The organism is Luteimonas sp. A611, assembly GCF_054072715.1.
Map to the genome: position 1 here is coordinate 313352 of NZ_JBSVRP010000002.1, position 14651 is coordinate 328002.

Genomic DNA, 14651 nt, shown 5'->3' on the forward strand with positions numbered 1-14651 from the left:
GCCGCGCTCGCGCTGTCGCAGGCTCGACCGGCTCACCGCTGCCTGTCATTCCGACCGCAGCGACAACTCCAGCCACCACATCCACGCAAACCACGCCGCGAACGCCAGCCGCTGGCTGATGCCCGTCCCCAGCAGCTGCGGCAGCAGCACGCCCGCACCCAGCACCAGCAGCCACGCACCGACGGCTGCGACCCGCAGCGCGCGCAGCGACGCCGCCAGCAGTGCAGTGCCGGCCAGGAACGCGATCCACCACACGGTCCAGGCCGCGGCATGCCAGCGGCTGGCGCCTGCGTCAGGCTGCTCCAGATCGAGCGGCAGCATGCCCTGCACGGCGTAGGCCAGCGCCGACAGCAACAGCATGGTCGTGCCGAGCCGCGCGGCCATGCCGGTGCGCGCCGGCAGCCGCCCGCGCAACCGCCATGCGGACGCGGCCAGCAGCAGTCCCGGCAGCACGAACACCAGCAGGTTGAACGCGAACGCGCGCGGCACGCCGTCCGCCCCGGGCAGCGCGACCGGATGGAGCAGGTGCGAGTAGCCGTCCAGCGGCGCGCCCAGGCCGGCGTACGCAGACACGGCGACCACGCCAGCGATCGGCGCGAACCAGCGATCCGGATTCTTCATGACCCCTCCCAGCGAAACACGTCCTCGACCCCGACGCCGAACGCGCGTGCGATGCGGAACGCCAGCTCCAGCGACGGCGCGTAACGGCCCGCCTCCAGCGCGATGATCGTCTGCCGCGTCACCCGGCAGGCATTGGCCAGCGCCTGCTGGGTCATCTCGCCGTGTTCGAAGCGCAAGCGGCGGATCTCGTTGGCGATGGGCGTGCCGCTCACTGGCGGTCGCGCAGGTACAGCATTGCGGTCGCCGCGCACTCGGCCAGCCAGGCGCACATGAGCGCCAGTACCAGCAGGTTCGCGACCATGAAGTGCGTGGCCCACTGCAGCCGCTCCGGCGGCGAGAAGCCCAGGGTTACGGCAAGGGCGAGTACGGCCACGGCAGCGGTACCGCGCCACCACCCGGCCGCCTGCACCGCGATGCCGCGGTCGCGCTCGTCCTCGTCCACCGCGCCCTTCCAGCGCGACGCCAGCACCTGCGACAACACGGTCCACGCGACCAGCAGCAGCACCAGGTGACCGGCCATCGCACGCGCCGCCCGGTCGTCCGGCCCGGCCGCGAAGACCTCCACGTGGCCGACGAAATACGCCACCGCCACGGCCATGAAACCGGTGCCGATCCAGGCCCTCCATTCGGCCGGCGCGATCGCCGCCTCGCCCTCGCCCCGCGGCAGCTTCGACAGCGCCAGCAGGCTGGTCCATGCCGCGGTCACCAGCAAGACCATGCCGATGTGGTCGCCCTCGATGCCGAGCAGGCGCTCGGGGCCGGCCAGCAGCAGCCAGAGCGCGGGCAACGCGATCGCCGCCAGTGCAGCGACCTGCCACGGATGTGTCTGCATATGTCCGCTCCAGCTGACTTGATGTAAAAACTAATTTACATCGCCATCGATCAATGTCAACTATTTTTTACATCGACTTGGAATCCTGAACCCTCGCCGCCATCCTTCTCCTCCCCTGCACCGGAGCCGTCCATGTCCGTCGACACCACCAAGCACGTCTTCGACGCCACCACCGCCGGCTTCGAGACCGAGGTCCTGCAGAAGTCGCTGGTGGTGCCGGTGCTGGTCGATTTCTGGGCCGAATGGTGCGGGCCGTGCAAGACCCTCGGCCCGATCCTCGAGAAGCTGGCTGGCGAGTACCACGGCGCCTTCCTGCTGGCCAAGGTCGATACCGAGAAGGAACCGCAGATCGCCGGCGCCTTCCAGGTCCGTTCGATCCCGACCGTGTTCCTGGTCAAGGATGGACAGATCCTCGACGGCTTCCAGGGTGCGCTGGCTGAAAGCCAGGTGCGCCAGTTCCTGCAGCACCACGGCGTCGAGCCGGCCGAAGTCGTCGACGAGGCGGCAGCGGAGGAGACCGCGCCACTGGATCCGCATGCCGAAGTGGCCCGCCTGCGCGAGGCGATCGCCGCCGAGCCCGGTACCGAGGAACTCAAGCTGGACCTGGCCCTGGCGCTGCTGCAGACCGGCGCCGCGCAGGAAGCCGAGCGACTGCTCGATGCCCTGCCTGCCAACCTGTCCACCGACGATCGCGCGGTGAAGGCGCGCGCGCGCCTGGGCTTCGCCACGCTGCTGGTTGACGCACCGCCGGTCGCGTCGCTGGAGGCTGCGATCGCCACCAACCCCGATGACCTGCGCGCGCGCCACCTGCTCGGCGTGCACAGGATCGTGGGCGATGATCCGGCGGCCGGCCTCGAGCAGTTCCTGGAGATGCTGCAGCGCGACCGCGGCTTCGAGGACGGACTGCCGCGACGCGCCCTGATCGACGCATTCCGCATCCTGGACGACGCCGAACTGGTGGGCCGCTACCGCCGCCGCATGGCCTCGCTGCTGCTGGTCTAGCCTGCCGGCCGCCACTCAGCGCGGCTGCGCGGAAACGCTCCATACCAATACGTATGGTAGCCTCGCCCTCCCCGGTCCTGCCCCCACGCGATGAGTCCTAACCTGCTGCGCTGGATCTTCAACCTGTGGCCGCCCTTCGCCGCCGCCGGGATCCACGTGACCCGGCTGTCGGGCGACTGGCGCCATGCGCGGGTCGAGCTGCGCATGCGCCCCTGGAACCGCAACTACGTGCGCACCCACTACGGCGGCAACCTGTTCTCGATGACCGATCCGTTCTGGATGATCATGACCCTGCAGTCGCTGGGCCGCGACTACATCGTCTGGGACAAGGCCGGCACCATCGATTTCCTCAAGCCGGGCAAGGGTACGGTGGTCGCGGATTTCCGGCTCGAAGAGGCGGTGCTCGACACGATGCGCGCCGCGACCGCGGATGGCGGGCGCCACCTGCACTGGTTCGAGACCGACATCGTCGATGGCCAGGGCGATGTCGTCGCACGCGTGCGCAAGCAGGTCTACGTACGGCGCAAGCGCGACCGCGCCGGGCAAGACCCGTCCACGTCCGCGGCATAGCTGTCGGGCAGCGAATCGTCGCCGCACACCGCCGCCGCTCGGCATCGCGCCGTCATGGCGGCGCCTGGAGCGCATGCGACATCGCGCATTCCGGTTACTGTCCCGGTTTCCACGGCTAACGCGCCAGGTTGCGCACGGATTCACTGCCTTGGACGCAGGCCTTGTATATGCTCTCCATCGTAATCAGGGGGTTGCATGATCACAGGGGCAAGCGCCAGTACGCACGCACCGTTGCCGGAAATCGCCGGCTATCGGCTCACGCGTGTGCTCGGCGAGGGCGGGATGTCGACCGTATACCTGGGCACCCAGCTGTCGCTGGGGCGCGAGGTTGCGATCAAGCTGATGCGCAAGGAAGCGCTGGCCGACGAGGTGAGCAGGCGCCGCTTCGAAAACGAGGCGCGCACGATCGCGCGGCTGGAGCATCCGCACATCGTCGGTATCCACGAAGTGGGGCGCACCACCGACGGCCTGCCCTGGTATTCGATGCCATACCTGCCGCGCGGCCACGTCGGCCAGCGCGACCTCACCGGCGATCCACAGCGCGTGCGCGAAATCCTGCGCGCGCTGCTGTCGGCGCTGACCTTTGCCCACGCGCGCGGCGTGGTGCACCGCGACGTCAAGGCCGAGAACGTGCTCTTCGACGAAGCCGACCGCCCGCTGCTGGCGGATTTCGGCATCGCCCTGCGCCGCGGCCACGGCACGCGGGTGACGATGACCGGCCTGGCGGTGGGCAGCACCGCCTACATGGCACCCGAGCAGGCGCGTGGCGAACAGGTCGACCACCGCGCCGACCTCTACGGCGTCGGCGTGCTGGCCTGGGAAATGCTGACCGGCGAGCTGCCCTACAAGGCCGATGACGCGCTGGCGATGGCCATCCAGCATGCGCAGAAGCCGGTGCCGAAGCTGCCGCCCGGGCTGCGCCACTGGCAGCGCTTCATGGAACGGGCGCTGGTCAAGTCGCCGCGCAGGCGCTTCCACGACGCCGCGCAGATGCTGGCCGCGCTGGAACAGGTGCCGCTGTCCGCGCACGCGCGCGGCGCCTGGCTGGGTGCGGCCGCCAGCCGCGCCGGCGGACAGCTGCGACGCCTGCCGATGCTGGCCTGGGTGGGGCTGGCGCTGCTGTGCGCCGCAGCCGTGGGCCTGGGCCTGCACTGGAATGCGCCAGGCGCGCCACAGGCCAGCGATGCACCGACGGTCGCCTCCCCGACATTCGAGACCGATGCGCTTGCGCCGGCGCCGACCGACGCCACCGCCATGCACCGCGCCGCGCCGCTGTCGCCGGCCGACCGGCTGGTCGAGCGCATGCACGAACAGATCCGTGCCGGCCGACTGGCCGCGCCCGCTGACGACAACGCGACCGCGAGCCTGCTTGCCGCGCGCCGGGCAGACCAGGGGCATCCGCAGCTGGACGAGGCGACGACGGCGCTGATGGATGCGCTGGGCAAGTCGGCCGCGGACGCGATCACCCGCGACCGCGACGATGATGCGGATGCGCTGCTGCGCGCAGCCGCGCGCGCGCGCGAGAACATCGGCACGCTGCCGGGCGATGCGCTGGCACGCTGGCAGGACCGCGTGGGCGAAGCCCTGGCCGCACGCTCCGCATCTGCGGTGCGCAAGGTCGAACGCGACCGCGCGACGCGCGTGGTGGAGCTGGCGAAGATCGCCGATTTGCCGTCGGCAGCCGTGCAGCGCCTGCAGGCACAGGTCAAGCGCATTCCCGACCTGGGTGGACGCCAGGCGGGCAACCTCGAAGGGATGGTGGTGCTGGAAGGCGGCACGGACCCGGTCGCTGCGTTCGCGCGCCCGGTCAGCCGCGCCGAATACGCGCGCTTCGCCGAGGTCAATGGACGCGAGCCTGCGCTGTGCCGGGAGCGCATCTCGCTGCTGCGCATGCTCGACCCGCGCAACTGGCAGACGCCGGGCTTCGAGCAGGGCGACCGCGACCCCGTGGTCTGCGTGTCCTGGCAGGATGCCGAGGCCTACACGCAGTGGCGCGGCCGCCGCGACGGCCAGCGCTACCGCCTCGCGACCACAGCCGAAGGCGCCCGCCTGCCGCTTGCGGCCGGCGACCGGCAGGTGTCGGAATGGCGGGCCGACTGCGGCGACAGCTGCGCACGGCGCGCCGCCACCGGGCCCAGCTGGCGCACGGAGAGCACGACGCGCGCGCTGGTCCCGGACCGTGGTTACGACGACGTTGGTTTCAGGCTGGTGCGGGATCTGTAGGCGTTGCCGCAGGGCCGCTTTGGCGGTGATGCGGCGTTCGGCAGCGATGCGGGGAAGCAGATGCGGCCATGCGCACGCAGCGTCGCGCACGTGTGCCCGCCAGTCGCGGCCGCGACCGGTAGAATCCGCGCATGCCATCGACTCCTCCCTCGCTCAGCCAGCGGCTGCAGCGACTGTTCCTCACCGGACTGCTCACCCTGCTGCCGATCTGGCTGACCTGGGTGGTGGTCAAGTTCGTGTTCGTGCTGCTGTCGGACATGAGCCGGCCGTGGGTGGCCCCGCTGTCCTACCAGATCGCGGCCTGGTTCCCGGATACGCTGGGCTGGGCCAACGCCGATTCGGTGCAGGCGACGATCGCGATGGTCGCCACCCTGCTGCTGATCGTCACCGTGGGCTGGCTGGCGCGGCGCGTGGTCGGGCAGCGCCTGCTGCGCTGGATCGAAGCGCTGGTCGAGCGCATCCCGCTGGCCAACATCATCTATTCCAGCGCACGCAAGCTGCTCGACATCCTGCAGACCAAGCCCGACGGTACCCAGCGCGTGGTCCTGATCGACTTCCCGCACGACCAGATGAAAGCGATCGGCTTCGTCACCCGCGTGATCCGCGAACAGGGCACCGGCCGCGAGCTGGCCGCGGTGTACGTGCCGACAACGCCCAACCCCACGTCGGGCTATCTGGAAATCGTGCCGGTCGAGTACATCACGCCCACCGACTGGACCGTCGACCAGGCGATGAGCTTCATCATCAGCGGCGGTGCGGTGGCGCCGGACACGATTCCGTTCGCGCCGCCGGTGCGGGACAAGCCGTAGGCCCACACCCCTGGAGCTTCGCCGCACATGCAGCGGCCGCGCCACCAGGCCGCGGCCGCATGCACTTCCGCAGGCTCAGTACATGACGCGCAGGGTCACGCCATAGGTGCGCGGCGCACCGAGGAAGGCGTTCCACGAGCCGGTCTGGATCGGCGCATCGAAGCCGACCTGGCTGTAGGTCTCGTCGGTGAGGTTGCGACCCCACAACTCGACCGCCCAGCGCCGGTTGCGCGAACCCAGCACCAGGCGCGCGTCGACCACGGTGTAGGCCTCCTGGAACTTCTGCGGATCCAGGTCCGATCCGGTGTTGTGGTCACCGGTGTAGCGCGCGCCCAGGTAGGTGCGGGCCATCAGGCTGTCGGCGACGTCCCACTCGTAGGTCAATGACGCATTCGCCTGCCACCGCGGCATGAACCCGGGCGTCGCCCCGGGCAGCAGCACCAGGTCGTCGTCTGGCAGCAGGTCGCTGCCGAACTCCGCGTCCAGGTACGTCGCCCCGCCCTGCAGCGACAGGCCGTCGACCGGCGTCTGCCACATCAGGTCCAGGTCCAGGCCACGGCTCACGAGTTCCGGGATCGAGCGCACGACATAGCTGGTGCCGAGGAAGCTGTTGAGCTGGAAGTCGGTGAAGGTCTGGTGGAACAGCGCCGCGTTGAACAGCAGGTTGCCGCCGGCCAGGGTCGACTTCGCGCCGATCTCGTAGCTGTCCACGAACTCGCCCGGGAACGAGGTGTCGTCGACCGGGGTGATGCCGGCCGCGCCCGAGGACAGGCCATCGGCCGACTGCACGCGATCGAGGTTGAAGCCGCCTGCCTTGTAGCCCCGCGCCGCCGAGGCATAGGTCATCAGCCGTTCGCTCCAGCGGTAGGACGCGCGCAGCGTGCCCGACCACTCCTTCTCCTCGCGCTCCTGCCAGGTGTCGCGGCCATGGTGCTGCACGTTGCTCCACGGCAGGCACATGTAGCCGATCACGGTCGGCACCAGGCCGGCGATGTACGCCCCCGGCACCCCACGCCCGGCCAGCGCCGCGCCCACCTGCGCCGGATTGGTCAGCCCGTTGAAGCAGCCGATGCCGCCGTTGGGATTGGACAGCGTCGAGCGCAGCGTCTTGCGCTCGTCGGTGTAGCGCGCGCCCAGGGTGATGTCGAGCGCGTCGGTGGCGTGCCAGACGTTGTTGGTGAACAGCGCGGTGCTGCGCGCATTCTGCTCGAAGTGGTCGTGGCTGCCGCCGCCGGTGAACGTGGTGCCGAAGGGACGGCCCGCGGCCTGCGACAGGAACAGGAACGGATTGCCGGTGTTCACCAGCCCGGCCGGGAACGAGTTGGCGATGTTGTTGATCAACGCGATCGACAGATACGGCTCGTAGGCGCTCCCCATGCTGATGCTGTCGTTGCGCACCAGGTCCTCGTCGGCATGGAATACGCCGAGCATCCAGTCCACCCGCTCCCTCGACCCCGTCAGCCGGAATTCCTGGCTGAAGGTCTCGAAGCCGACATCGTTCTCGCCGGCGCCGTAGGGACGGACCCAGATCGGTGCCGTGGTGAAGTCGAGGTCGCCGGAGTTGAGGTTGGTCCAGTCGCGCATCGCGGTGATCGAGGTCAGGGTGGCATCGCCCATCCACGGCGTGTCCCAGTCGACCTGTACCGACCAGCCCTTGTCCTCCACCGACTGGCGGGTGATGTCGTTGCTGTAGGCCAGGCGGCGCGAGGGGTCGGGAACGGCAATGACCCCGGCGCCACCGGCCAGCGCATCGACGATGTCGGCGGTGGGGCCGCGCGTGGTGGTGACCGCGGCGCAGCATTCCTCGGTGCGGCTGGCGAAGTCGGCGATCATGCGGATGCGCAGGCTGTCGGTCGGCTCGAGCAGCAGCTGGCCACGCAGGCCGTGGAAATCAAGGTCGCTGTCCTCGCGGCTGGTGCGCGGGCCCGGCCCGGTCTCGACATCGAGGAAGCCGTCGCGCCAGCGCTTGACCCCGTAGAGGCTGAAAGCGGCCTTGTCGCTGATCGCGTCGTTGTAGCTGGCCGAGACGCCGAACAGGCCGTAGTTGCCGGCGGTGATCTCGGCTTCCGCGCTCTGGCTGTAGGACGGCGCCCGGGTCACGACGTTCACCAGGCCGGCCGAGGTGTTCTTGCCGAACACCGTGCCCTGCGGGCCCTTGAGCACCTCCACCCGCTCGACAGGGCCGAGGTCGCCGAAGCCCACGCCATTGCGTGGACGGTACACGCCGTCGATCACCACGCCCACCGACGATTCCAGGCCAGGGTTGTCGCCCACCGTGCCAACGCCCCGCAGGCGCACCGTGGTCTGGCTTTCCGAGGCCGTGCTGGTGACGCTCATGCCCGAGACCAGGTGCTGCATCTCCTTGATGTCGCGAACGCCCGCGTCCTGCAGCAGCTGTTCGGGCAGCACGCTCATGGTGATGGGCACGTCCTGCAGCGCCTCCTCGCGCTTCTGCGCGGTGACGATCAGCGCGTCGAGCGTGGTCGGCGCGCTGTCGCGCGCCCGCGTTGGCTGCGACTGCGCACGCGCATCGTCCTGCGCCGCGGCAGCGGTGGCGAAACCCGCCAGCACGGCCGCGACCGACCAGGCCAGCATGTTGCGATTCTTCTTGTTGCGATTCATGGATCTACCCTCCCAAGCAGACTGGATGTGGAGAACCCGCCCTCACGGCCCGCGCCCATGGCGTGGCGCCCGGATTCCCTTGCTGTGCCGCGTCCCGCGATTGGCGTGTGTTCCCTCCCCTGGGCGGCCTGCGCCGGCGCGAGACGCCGGTACAGCCGCATGTGGTCGTCGGTGGTGCCCATGCGCAGCTCGAAGGCGAGCAGGCGCCTGAAGCAGTGGCTGACGTCGAGCTCGTCGGTCATGCCCATGCCACCGTGCAGCTGCACCGCCTCCTGCCCGACGCTGCGTGCGGCCTGGCCGACGATCACCTTGGCGCCGGAGACCGCCTCGCGCCTGGCGTGCGCGTCGTCCTGCAGGCAGGCGGAGGTGGCGAAGTAGGTCATCGATCGCGCCTGCTCGACCTGCATGTACATGTCGGCCATGCGGTGCTGCAGCGCCTGGAAGCGGCCGATCGGCGTGCCGAACTGGGCCCGATCGCGGCTGTACTGCACGGTCGCGGCGAGGATGCGGTCGAGCACGCCCACCGCGTCGGCGCACAGCGCGGCGATGCCGCGGTCGAGCGCTTCGTCGAGCGTGGCGCTGGCGTCGCCATCGCCCAGCCGCGCATCAGGGCCGAGCCGCACATCGAAGACCATGTCTGCGGCGCGCTGGCCGTCGACCGTGCGCACCGGCTGCAGGCGCACGCCATCGGCCTCGCGCTCGACCAGGAACACGCCGCAGCCATCGTCCGTGCGCGCGGTGACCAGCAGCCAGCGCGCCATCGGCGCGTGATAGATCCCGGCCTTGTCGCCGCGCAGGCGCCAGCCGTCGCCCTCGACGATGGCTTCCGTCGCGAGCGGTTGTGCCCAGCCGCCGGCTTCGTCGTGCGCGAGCACCGCGATGGCCTCGCCCGCGGCCAGCGCGTCGAGCAGTCGGGCGCGGCGTTGGCCCCGTGCGAGCAGCGCGACCACGCGCGTGGCGAGGATCGCACTGGAGTGGAACGGCTCGACCAGCAGGCCTGCGCCGGTCGCCTGCGAGACCAGCATCGTGCCGACCGGCCCGGCGCCGATGCCGCCGTCGGCTTCGTCGATGTCGAGCGCCAGCAGGCCCAGCTCGGCCAGGTCGCGCCAGCTGCGCTGCGACCAGCCTTCCCCGCTGGCGAGGATCTTCGCGCGGTGCTCGAGCGAATATCCCGATTCCATGTAGCGCCGGATCGAGTCCTGCAGCATCTGCTGCTCTTCGGTGAAGGAGAAATCCATGCGTCGTTCCCGTCAGAGATTGAGGACCATCTGCGCGATGATGTTTCGCTGGATCTCGTTGGATCCGCCGTAGATGCTGAGCTTGCGCAGGTTCATGTAGTTGCCGACCGCGCGCGGCACGTCCTCGCCGTCGCCGTCGAACGCCAGTGCCTTCGCGCCGAGCGCCTCGACCTGCAGTTCGCTGATGCGCTGGAGGATCTCGGTGCCGCGGACCTTGAGCATTGACGCCTCCGGCCCCGGCGCCTGCTGGCGTGCCTCGGCGAAGATCACGCGCAGGTTGGTGACCTCAAGCGCCTTGAGCTCCAGCGCCACCTGCGCAATGCGCGTGGCGAACAGTGGATCGTCGGCCAGCGGCGCGCCGTCGCGGCGGAGTTCGCCGGCCATGCGCCCAAGCCGCGCCAGCTCGCGGCGGCTGGCGCCGATGCCGGCGATGTTGGTGCGCTCGTGGCCGAGCAGGAACTTGGCGTAGGTCCAACCGGCGTTCTCCTCGCCGACGAGGTTCCCGACCGGTACGCGCACGTTGTCGAAGAACACTTCGTTGACTTCGAAGCGGCCGTCGAGCAGTCGCGTGGGCTGCAGGCGGATGCCGGGCGTCTTCATGTCGACCAGCAGGAAGCTGATGCCGCGCTGCGGCTTGGCCGCCGGGTCGGTGCGCACCAGGCAGAAGATCCAGTCGGCGTACTGGCCGAGTGTGTTCCAGGCCTTCTGGCCGTTGACCATGTAGTGGTCGCCATCGCGCTCGGCGCGGGTCTTGAGCGAGGCGAGGTCCGAGCCCGAACCGGGTTCGGAATAGCCCTGGCACCACCAGTCGCTGCCGTCGAGGATGCGCGGCAGGAAGCGCTCCTTCTGCGCCTGCGAGCCGTAGCGCATGATTACCGGCGCCACCATCTTCAGGCCGAACGGCAACTGGATTGGCGCGTCGGCGGCGGCGCATTCGAGCTCGAACAGGTACTGGCGGGTCTTGTCCCAGCCGGTGCCGCCGTGCTCGGCCGGCCACATCGCCGCGCCCCAGCCCTGCGCGTGCAGGATCTGCTGCCAGCGGCGAAGATCGCGTTCGGTGTCGCCCTCGTCGCCGCGGCGCACACGGTCGCGGATATCGTCGGGCAGGTGCACAGCGATGAAGGCGCGTACCTCGTCGCGGAAGGCGAGTTCGTCGGGGCTGAAGTTGAGGTCCATTCGGTCTCCGTGGAGTTCAGGGCGCGCGCAGCGCGTCGACCAGCTGCTGCCGCAGCTGCGGCATCGCGGCATAGGGATCGGGAGGCGCGTCGCCGGCCTGCAGCGCATCGATGCGGGCGCGCACGCCGTCGAGCGCCTGCGGGTGCGGCAGAATCCAGAAGCGGCGCGCGGCGACGGCATCGAAGGTGAGGCGCGCGACGTCGGCTGCGGTGAGCCTGGCCGACGCCACTGCCTGCTCGACCAGTGCGCGGCCCAGCGCGGCAGCGCGCGTGGTCGAAGGCGTCTGCGCCGGCCGATTGCGGTCGGAATGGGCGATGCCGGTGGCCACCCACGACGGACACAGCACCGAGCAGCCGACCTGGCGCGTGACCAGCGACAGGTCCTGGTGCAGGGTTTCCGACAGCGACACCACCGCGTGCTTGGCGACGTTGTAGGGGCCGGTCAGCGGCGGATCGACCAGCCCCGCCATCGATGCGGTGTTGACCACGTGCGCCCGGTATCCGGCATTCTCGCGCGCGGCGGCCAGCATGCGCGGCACGAAGGCGCGAACGCCGTGGATGCTGCCCCACAGGTTCACGCCGAGCACCCATTCCCAGTCCTGCTCCGTGGATTCCCACAGCAGTCCGGTGGTGCCAACGCCGGCGTTGTTGAACAGCAGGTGCACCGCACCGAAACGCGCCCAGGCATCGTGCGCAAGCGTGTGCATGTCCTCGCCCCGGGCCACGTCCAGGCGCCGGTGCATCAGCTCGGCGCCCTCGCCTTCGAGTTCGGCGACCGTCCCTGACAGCGCGTCGGCCTGCACGTCCGCCAGCACCAGTGCCATGCCCGCGCGCGCGGCGTTGCGCGCAAACTCGCGGCCGAAGCCCGAGCCGGCCCCGGTGATAACGGCGACCTTGCCGCGCAGCGCGCCCATGGCCAGCGTGCAGGCACTCATACCGCCGTGTACCCGCCATCGACGGCCAACACCTGGCCGGTGATGTGTGCGCCGGCGTCGGACGCGAACAGCAGCGCGGCGCCCTTGAGGTCCCCGTCGCCACCGAGCCGGCGCAGCGGCGCATTGCCCATCAACGCCTCCTCACCGAGCGCATCGATCACGCCCCGGCTCATCTTCGATGGGAAGAATCCCGGCGCGATGGCGTTGACGGTGATGCCCTGGCCGCCCCACTCCGCCGCGAGTGCACGGGTCAGGTTGACCACTGCGCCCTTGGACGCGTTGTAGGCGACGGTCTTCAGCGCGCCGCCGGCGTTGCCGCGCAGGCCGGCGACGGAGGCGAGGTTGATGATGCGCCCACGGCCGCGGGGCAGCATCGAGCGCTTCGCCACCTGCTGCGTCAGCAGGAACAGGCCACGCACGTTGAGGTCGAAGACCTTGTCCCAGGCCTCGAGCGGATAGTCGGCCGCGTCCGCGCCCCAGCTCGTGCCGGCGTTGTTGACCAGGATGTCGATGTGGCCGAAGGCGGCGAGCGTGGCATCGACCAGGCCGGCAACCGATTCGGGCTTGCCGATGTCGGCCGCGAAGGCCTCGGCGCGGATGCCACGCTGCCGCAGTTGCGCCAGCGCGGCGTCGAGTTCGGCCTGCTTGCGCGCGGAGATCATCACGCTGGCGCCGTAGTCGCCCAGCGCCTCCGCGATCTGCAGGCCAAGCCCGCGCGATCCGCCGGTGATCAGGACGACGCGGCCATCGAGGTCGAACAATGTCCGGTGGGATGGCATGCGTATCTCCTTCAGAACCATTCGTCGCGCATGGCGAGCGCGGTGTCGTCGTTGTCGGCCAGGCGGTCCAGCCATGCGTCCACGCGCGGCAGTTCCCAGGCGATGAAATGGCGCGCGGCCTGGCGCTTGCCGCGCGCGAAGTCGTCGTCGCGGTCGCCCAGCGCCAGCACCTGGTCCAGCCAGATCCAGGCAACGGTGACGTGGCCGAAGGCCTCCAGATAGGCGCTGGCGTTGGCCAGCCGCGCCACCGGCTCGGCGACGGCGAGCAAGCGCGCAGTGACTTCGCGCAGGCGATCGAGGCGTGCGGCCAGCCGCTCCGCGTCCGCGATGTGTGCGCCCGTGCGGGCACGATCGATGGTGGCTTGGACCAGCCCGCAGTACGCCGCGAACGCCGCGCCATCGTCCATTGCCACCTTGCGCCCGAGCAGGTCGATGCCCTGGATGCCGTGCGCGCCCTCGTGGATCGCGTTGAGCCGGTTGTCGCGCCAGAACTGCTCGACCTTGTAGTCGCGCGTGTAGCCGTAGCCGCCGTGCACCTGGATCGCCAGGTCGTTGCCGGCCAGGCACCACTGCGAAGGCCAGCTCTTGGCGATGGGCGTGAGGATGCCGAGCAGCCGGCTGCACGATGCGACGGCTTTCGCGTCGCCCGCCTCGCGCGCGATGCTGGCCTCGTCGACCAGCTTCGCGCACAGCAATACCAGGCCCAGCCCGCCTTCGGCATACGCCTTCTGCGCCAGCAGCATGCGGCGCACGTCGGCATGCGCGACCAGCGCCACCTGCGGCTGCAATGCGTCCTTTCCGGCAGGCCCCGGCAGACGCCCCTGCGGGCGGTTGCGCGCATAGTCCAGTGCGTGCAGGTAGGCGGTATAGCCCAGCGCCGCCGCGCCGAGGCCAACGCCGATGCGCGCCTCGTTCATCATGTGGAACATGCAGGCCAGGCCCTCGCCGGGCCTGCCGACGAGGTAGCCGACCGCGCCGGCGCGGTCACCGGGCCGGAACCGTCCTTCGCCGAAGTTGAGCGCGCAGTTCACCGTGGCGCGGTAGCCGAGCTTGTGGTTGATGCCGGCGAGACTGACGTCGTTGCGTTCGCCCGCGCCGCCATCGACACCGGGCAGCACGCGCGGCACGACGAGCAGCGAAATCCCCTGCGTCCCGTGCGGCAGCCTGCCGTCCGCGTCCGGCACCTTGGCCAGCACCAGATGGACGATGTTGCCGAGGATGGTGTGCTCGCCGCCCGAGATCCACATCTTGCGGCCGCTGACGCGGTACTGCGGCCCCAGCGGCGATTCGCACTCGTATTCGGCGCGCGTGGCGATGTCCGACAGCGACGAGCCCGCCTGCGGCTCCGACAGGCACATGGTGCCGGTCCATTCCCCGCGCAGCTGCGGCAGGGCGAAGGTGTCGACCTGCGCCGGCGTGCCGTGCGCCAGCAGCAGCGAGGCGTTGCCCATGGTCAGCGCCGGATAGGCGCAGGCGCCGATGTTGGCCGCGTACAGGTAGGCCAGCGCCGCGGCGTGCACCACGACCGGCAACTGCATGCCGCCCACCGATTCATCGTGCGTCGCTGCGACCAGGCCGCTTGCCGCGAAGGCGCGCACCGCCTCGGCAACCTGCGGATGCACCGTGACCTGGTCGCCGTCGTACTGCGGCTCCTCCCGGTCGGCCGCCTGGTAGCACGGCGCGAACACGTCTTCCGCCAGCCGCTCGCAGCCGTCCAGCACCGCATCGAAGGTCTCGCGCGAATGCGCCGCGAAGCGCGGCGCCTGCGTCAGTGCGTCCACGTCCAGCCAGTCGTGCAGCTGGAAGCGCAGGTCTTCGCGCGAAACGAGCAGTCCGGCCATGGCG

13 protein-coding genes are annotated in these 14651 nt (G+C 70.2%); 4 read left to right on the plus strand and 9 right to left on the minus strand.

Features of this window, described 5'->3' with window-relative positions; all coding sequences use genetic code 11:
* Positions 1–45: 45 nt before the first annotated feature.
* Genes ACW5EG_RS11750 through ACW5EG_RS11760 form a run of 3 tightly spaced genes read right to left on the minus strand, consistent with a single transcriptional unit; the run spans position 46 to position 1453 of the window.
* Positions 46–621: a DUF998 domain-containing protein gene (locus ACW5EG_RS11750; protein ID WP_457018797.1), complete on the minus strand. Its 576-nt coding sequence runs from the start codon at positions 619–621 to the stop codon at positions 46–48.
* The gene (locus ACW5EG_RS11755) at positions 618–833 is read right to left on the minus strand and encodes a helix-turn-helix transcriptional regulator (protein ID WP_457018796.1); all 216 of its coding nucleotides are present in this window, start codon (positions 831–833) and stop codon (positions 618–620) included. Before ACW5EG_RS11755 ends, ACW5EG_RS11750 begins: the two co-directional genes overlap by 4 nt.
* Positions 830–1453, minus strand: coding sequence for a hypothetical protein (locus tag ACW5EG_RS11760; RefSeq protein WP_457018795.1), 624 nt, complete (start codon positions 1451–1453; stop codon positions 830–832). Before ACW5EG_RS11760 ends, ACW5EG_RS11755 begins: the two co-directional genes overlap by 4 nt.
* Positions 1454–1585: 132 nt before the next feature.
* Between ACW5EG_RS11760 and trxA the strand changes: the two genes are divergently transcribed.
* From trxA to ACW5EG_RS11780, 4 genes are all read left to right on the plus strand, one after another.
* Entirely contained in the window at positions 1586–2455 is an 870-nt protein-coding gene (trxA, locus tag ACW5EG_RS11765) for a thioredoxin (protein ID WP_457018794.1), read from the plus strand.
* A 90-nt stretch (positions 2456–2545) separates the two neighbouring features.
* Entirely contained in the window at positions 2546–3025 is a 480-nt protein-coding gene (locus ACW5EG_RS11770) for a DUF4442 domain-containing protein (protein WP_457018793.1), read from the plus strand.
* Positions 3026–3220: 195 nt separating this feature from the next.
* On the plus strand, positions 3221–5248 hold the full coding sequence (locus ACW5EG_RS11775) for a protein kinase domain-containing protein (RefSeq protein WP_457018792.1): 2028 nt from the start codon (positions 3221–3223) through the stop codon (positions 5246–5248).
* 131 nt (positions 5249–5379) lie between these two features.
* Complete coding sequence (locus ACW5EG_RS11780) at positions 5380–6057, plus strand: DUF502 domain-containing protein (protein ID WP_457018791.1); 678 nt, start codon at positions 5380–5382, stop codon at positions 6055–6057.
* A 75-nt stretch (positions 6058–6132) separates the two neighbouring features.
* Here the strand turns inward: ACW5EG_RS11780 and ACW5EG_RS11785 are convergent, their stop codons facing one another.
* Genes ACW5EG_RS11785 through ACW5EG_RS11810 form a run of 6 tightly spaced genes read right to left on the minus strand, consistent with a single transcriptional unit; the run spans position 6133 to position 14647 of the window.
* A complete protein-coding gene (locus tag ACW5EG_RS11785; protein WP_457021563.1) occupies positions 6133–8679 on the minus strand; it encodes a TonB-dependent receptor in 2547 nt (848 codons plus the stop codon).
* The gene (locus tag ACW5EG_RS11790; protein ID WP_457021565.1) at positions 8676–9917 is read right to left on the minus strand and encodes an acyl-CoA dehydrogenase family protein; all 1242 of its coding nucleotides are present in this window, start codon (positions 9915–9917) and stop codon (positions 8676–8678) included. Before ACW5EG_RS11790 ends, ACW5EG_RS11785 begins: the two co-directional genes overlap by 4 nt.
* A 12-nt stretch (positions 9918–9929) precedes the next feature.
* Positions 9930–11093 carry an acyl-CoA dehydrogenase family protein gene (locus ACW5EG_RS11795; RefSeq protein WP_457018788.1) on the minus strand — a complete coding sequence of 388 codons (1164 nt, stop codon included), beginning with the start codon at positions 11091–11093 and terminating at the stop codon, positions 9930–9932.
* Between the two features lie 16 nt (positions 11094–11109).
* A complete protein-coding gene (locus ACW5EG_RS11800; protein ID WP_457021567.1) occupies positions 11110–12027 on the minus strand; it encodes an SDR family oxidoreductase in 918 nt (305 codons plus the stop codon).
* Positions 12024–12806, minus strand: a complete 783-nt coding sequence (locus ACW5EG_RS11805) for an SDR family oxidoreductase (RefSeq protein ID WP_457021569.1) — start codon at positions 12804–12806, stop codon at positions 12024–12026. The genes ACW5EG_RS11800 and ACW5EG_RS11805 overlap by 4 nt, the downstream gene beginning before the upstream one ends.
* Before the next feature lie 11 nt (positions 12807–12817).
* Positions 12818–14647, minus strand: coding sequence for an acyl-CoA dehydrogenase (locus tag ACW5EG_RS11810; RefSeq protein WP_457021571.1), 1830 nt, complete (start codon positions 14645–14647; stop codon positions 12818–12820).
* Positions 14648–14651 lie beyond the last annotated feature (4 nt).

Bases quoted from the DNA above. Each gene is read 5' to 3' on its own strand.
- ACW5EG_RS11760 (WP_457018795.1), bottom strand. From the start codon at position 1,453: ATGCAGACACATCCGTGGCAGGTCGCTGCACTGGCGGCGATCGCGTTG.
- ACW5EG_RS11810 (WP_457021571.1), bottom strand. From the start codon at position 14,647: ATGGCCGGACTGCTCGTTTCGCGCGAAGACCTGCGCTTCCAGCTGCAC.
- trxA (WP_457018794.1), top strand. From the start codon at position 1,586: ATGTCCGTCGACACCACCAAGCACGTCTTCGACGCCACCACCGCCGGC.
- ACW5EG_RS11790 (WP_457021565.1), bottom strand. From the start codon at position 9,917: ATGGATTTCTCCTTCACCGAAGAGCAGCAGATGCTGCAGGACTCGATC.
- ACW5EG_RS11785 (WP_457021563.1), bottom strand. From the start codon at position 8,679: ATGAATCGCAACAAGAAGAATCGCAACATGCTGGCCTGGTCGGTCGCG.
- ACW5EG_RS11780 (WP_457018791.1), top strand. From the start codon at position 5,380: ATGCCATCGACTCCTCCCTCGCTCAGCCAGCGGCTGCAGCGACTGTTC.
- ACW5EG_RS11770 (WP_457018793.1), top strand. From the start codon at position 2,546: ATGAGTCCTAACCTGCTGCGCTGGATCTTCAACCTGTGGCCGCCCTTC.
- ACW5EG_RS11795 (WP_457018788.1), bottom strand. From the start codon at position 11,093: ATGGACCTCAACTTCAGCCCCGACGAACTCGCCTTCCGCGACGAGGTA.
- ACW5EG_RS11800 (WP_457021567.1), bottom strand. From the start codon at position 12,027: ATGAGTGCCTGCACGCTGGCCATGGGCGCGCTGCGCGGCAAGGTCGCC.
- ACW5EG_RS11805 (WP_457021569.1), bottom strand. From the start codon at position 12,806: ATGCCATCCCACCGGACATTGTTCGACCTCGATGGCCGCGTCGTCCTG.
- ACW5EG_RS11775 (WP_457018792.1), top strand. From the start codon at position 3,221: ATGATCACAGGGGCAAGCGCCAGTACGCACGCACCGTTGCCGGAAATC.
- ACW5EG_RS11750 (WP_457018797.1), bottom strand. From the start codon at position 621: ATGAAGAATCCGGATCGCTGGTTCGCGCCGATCGCTGGCGTGGTCGCC.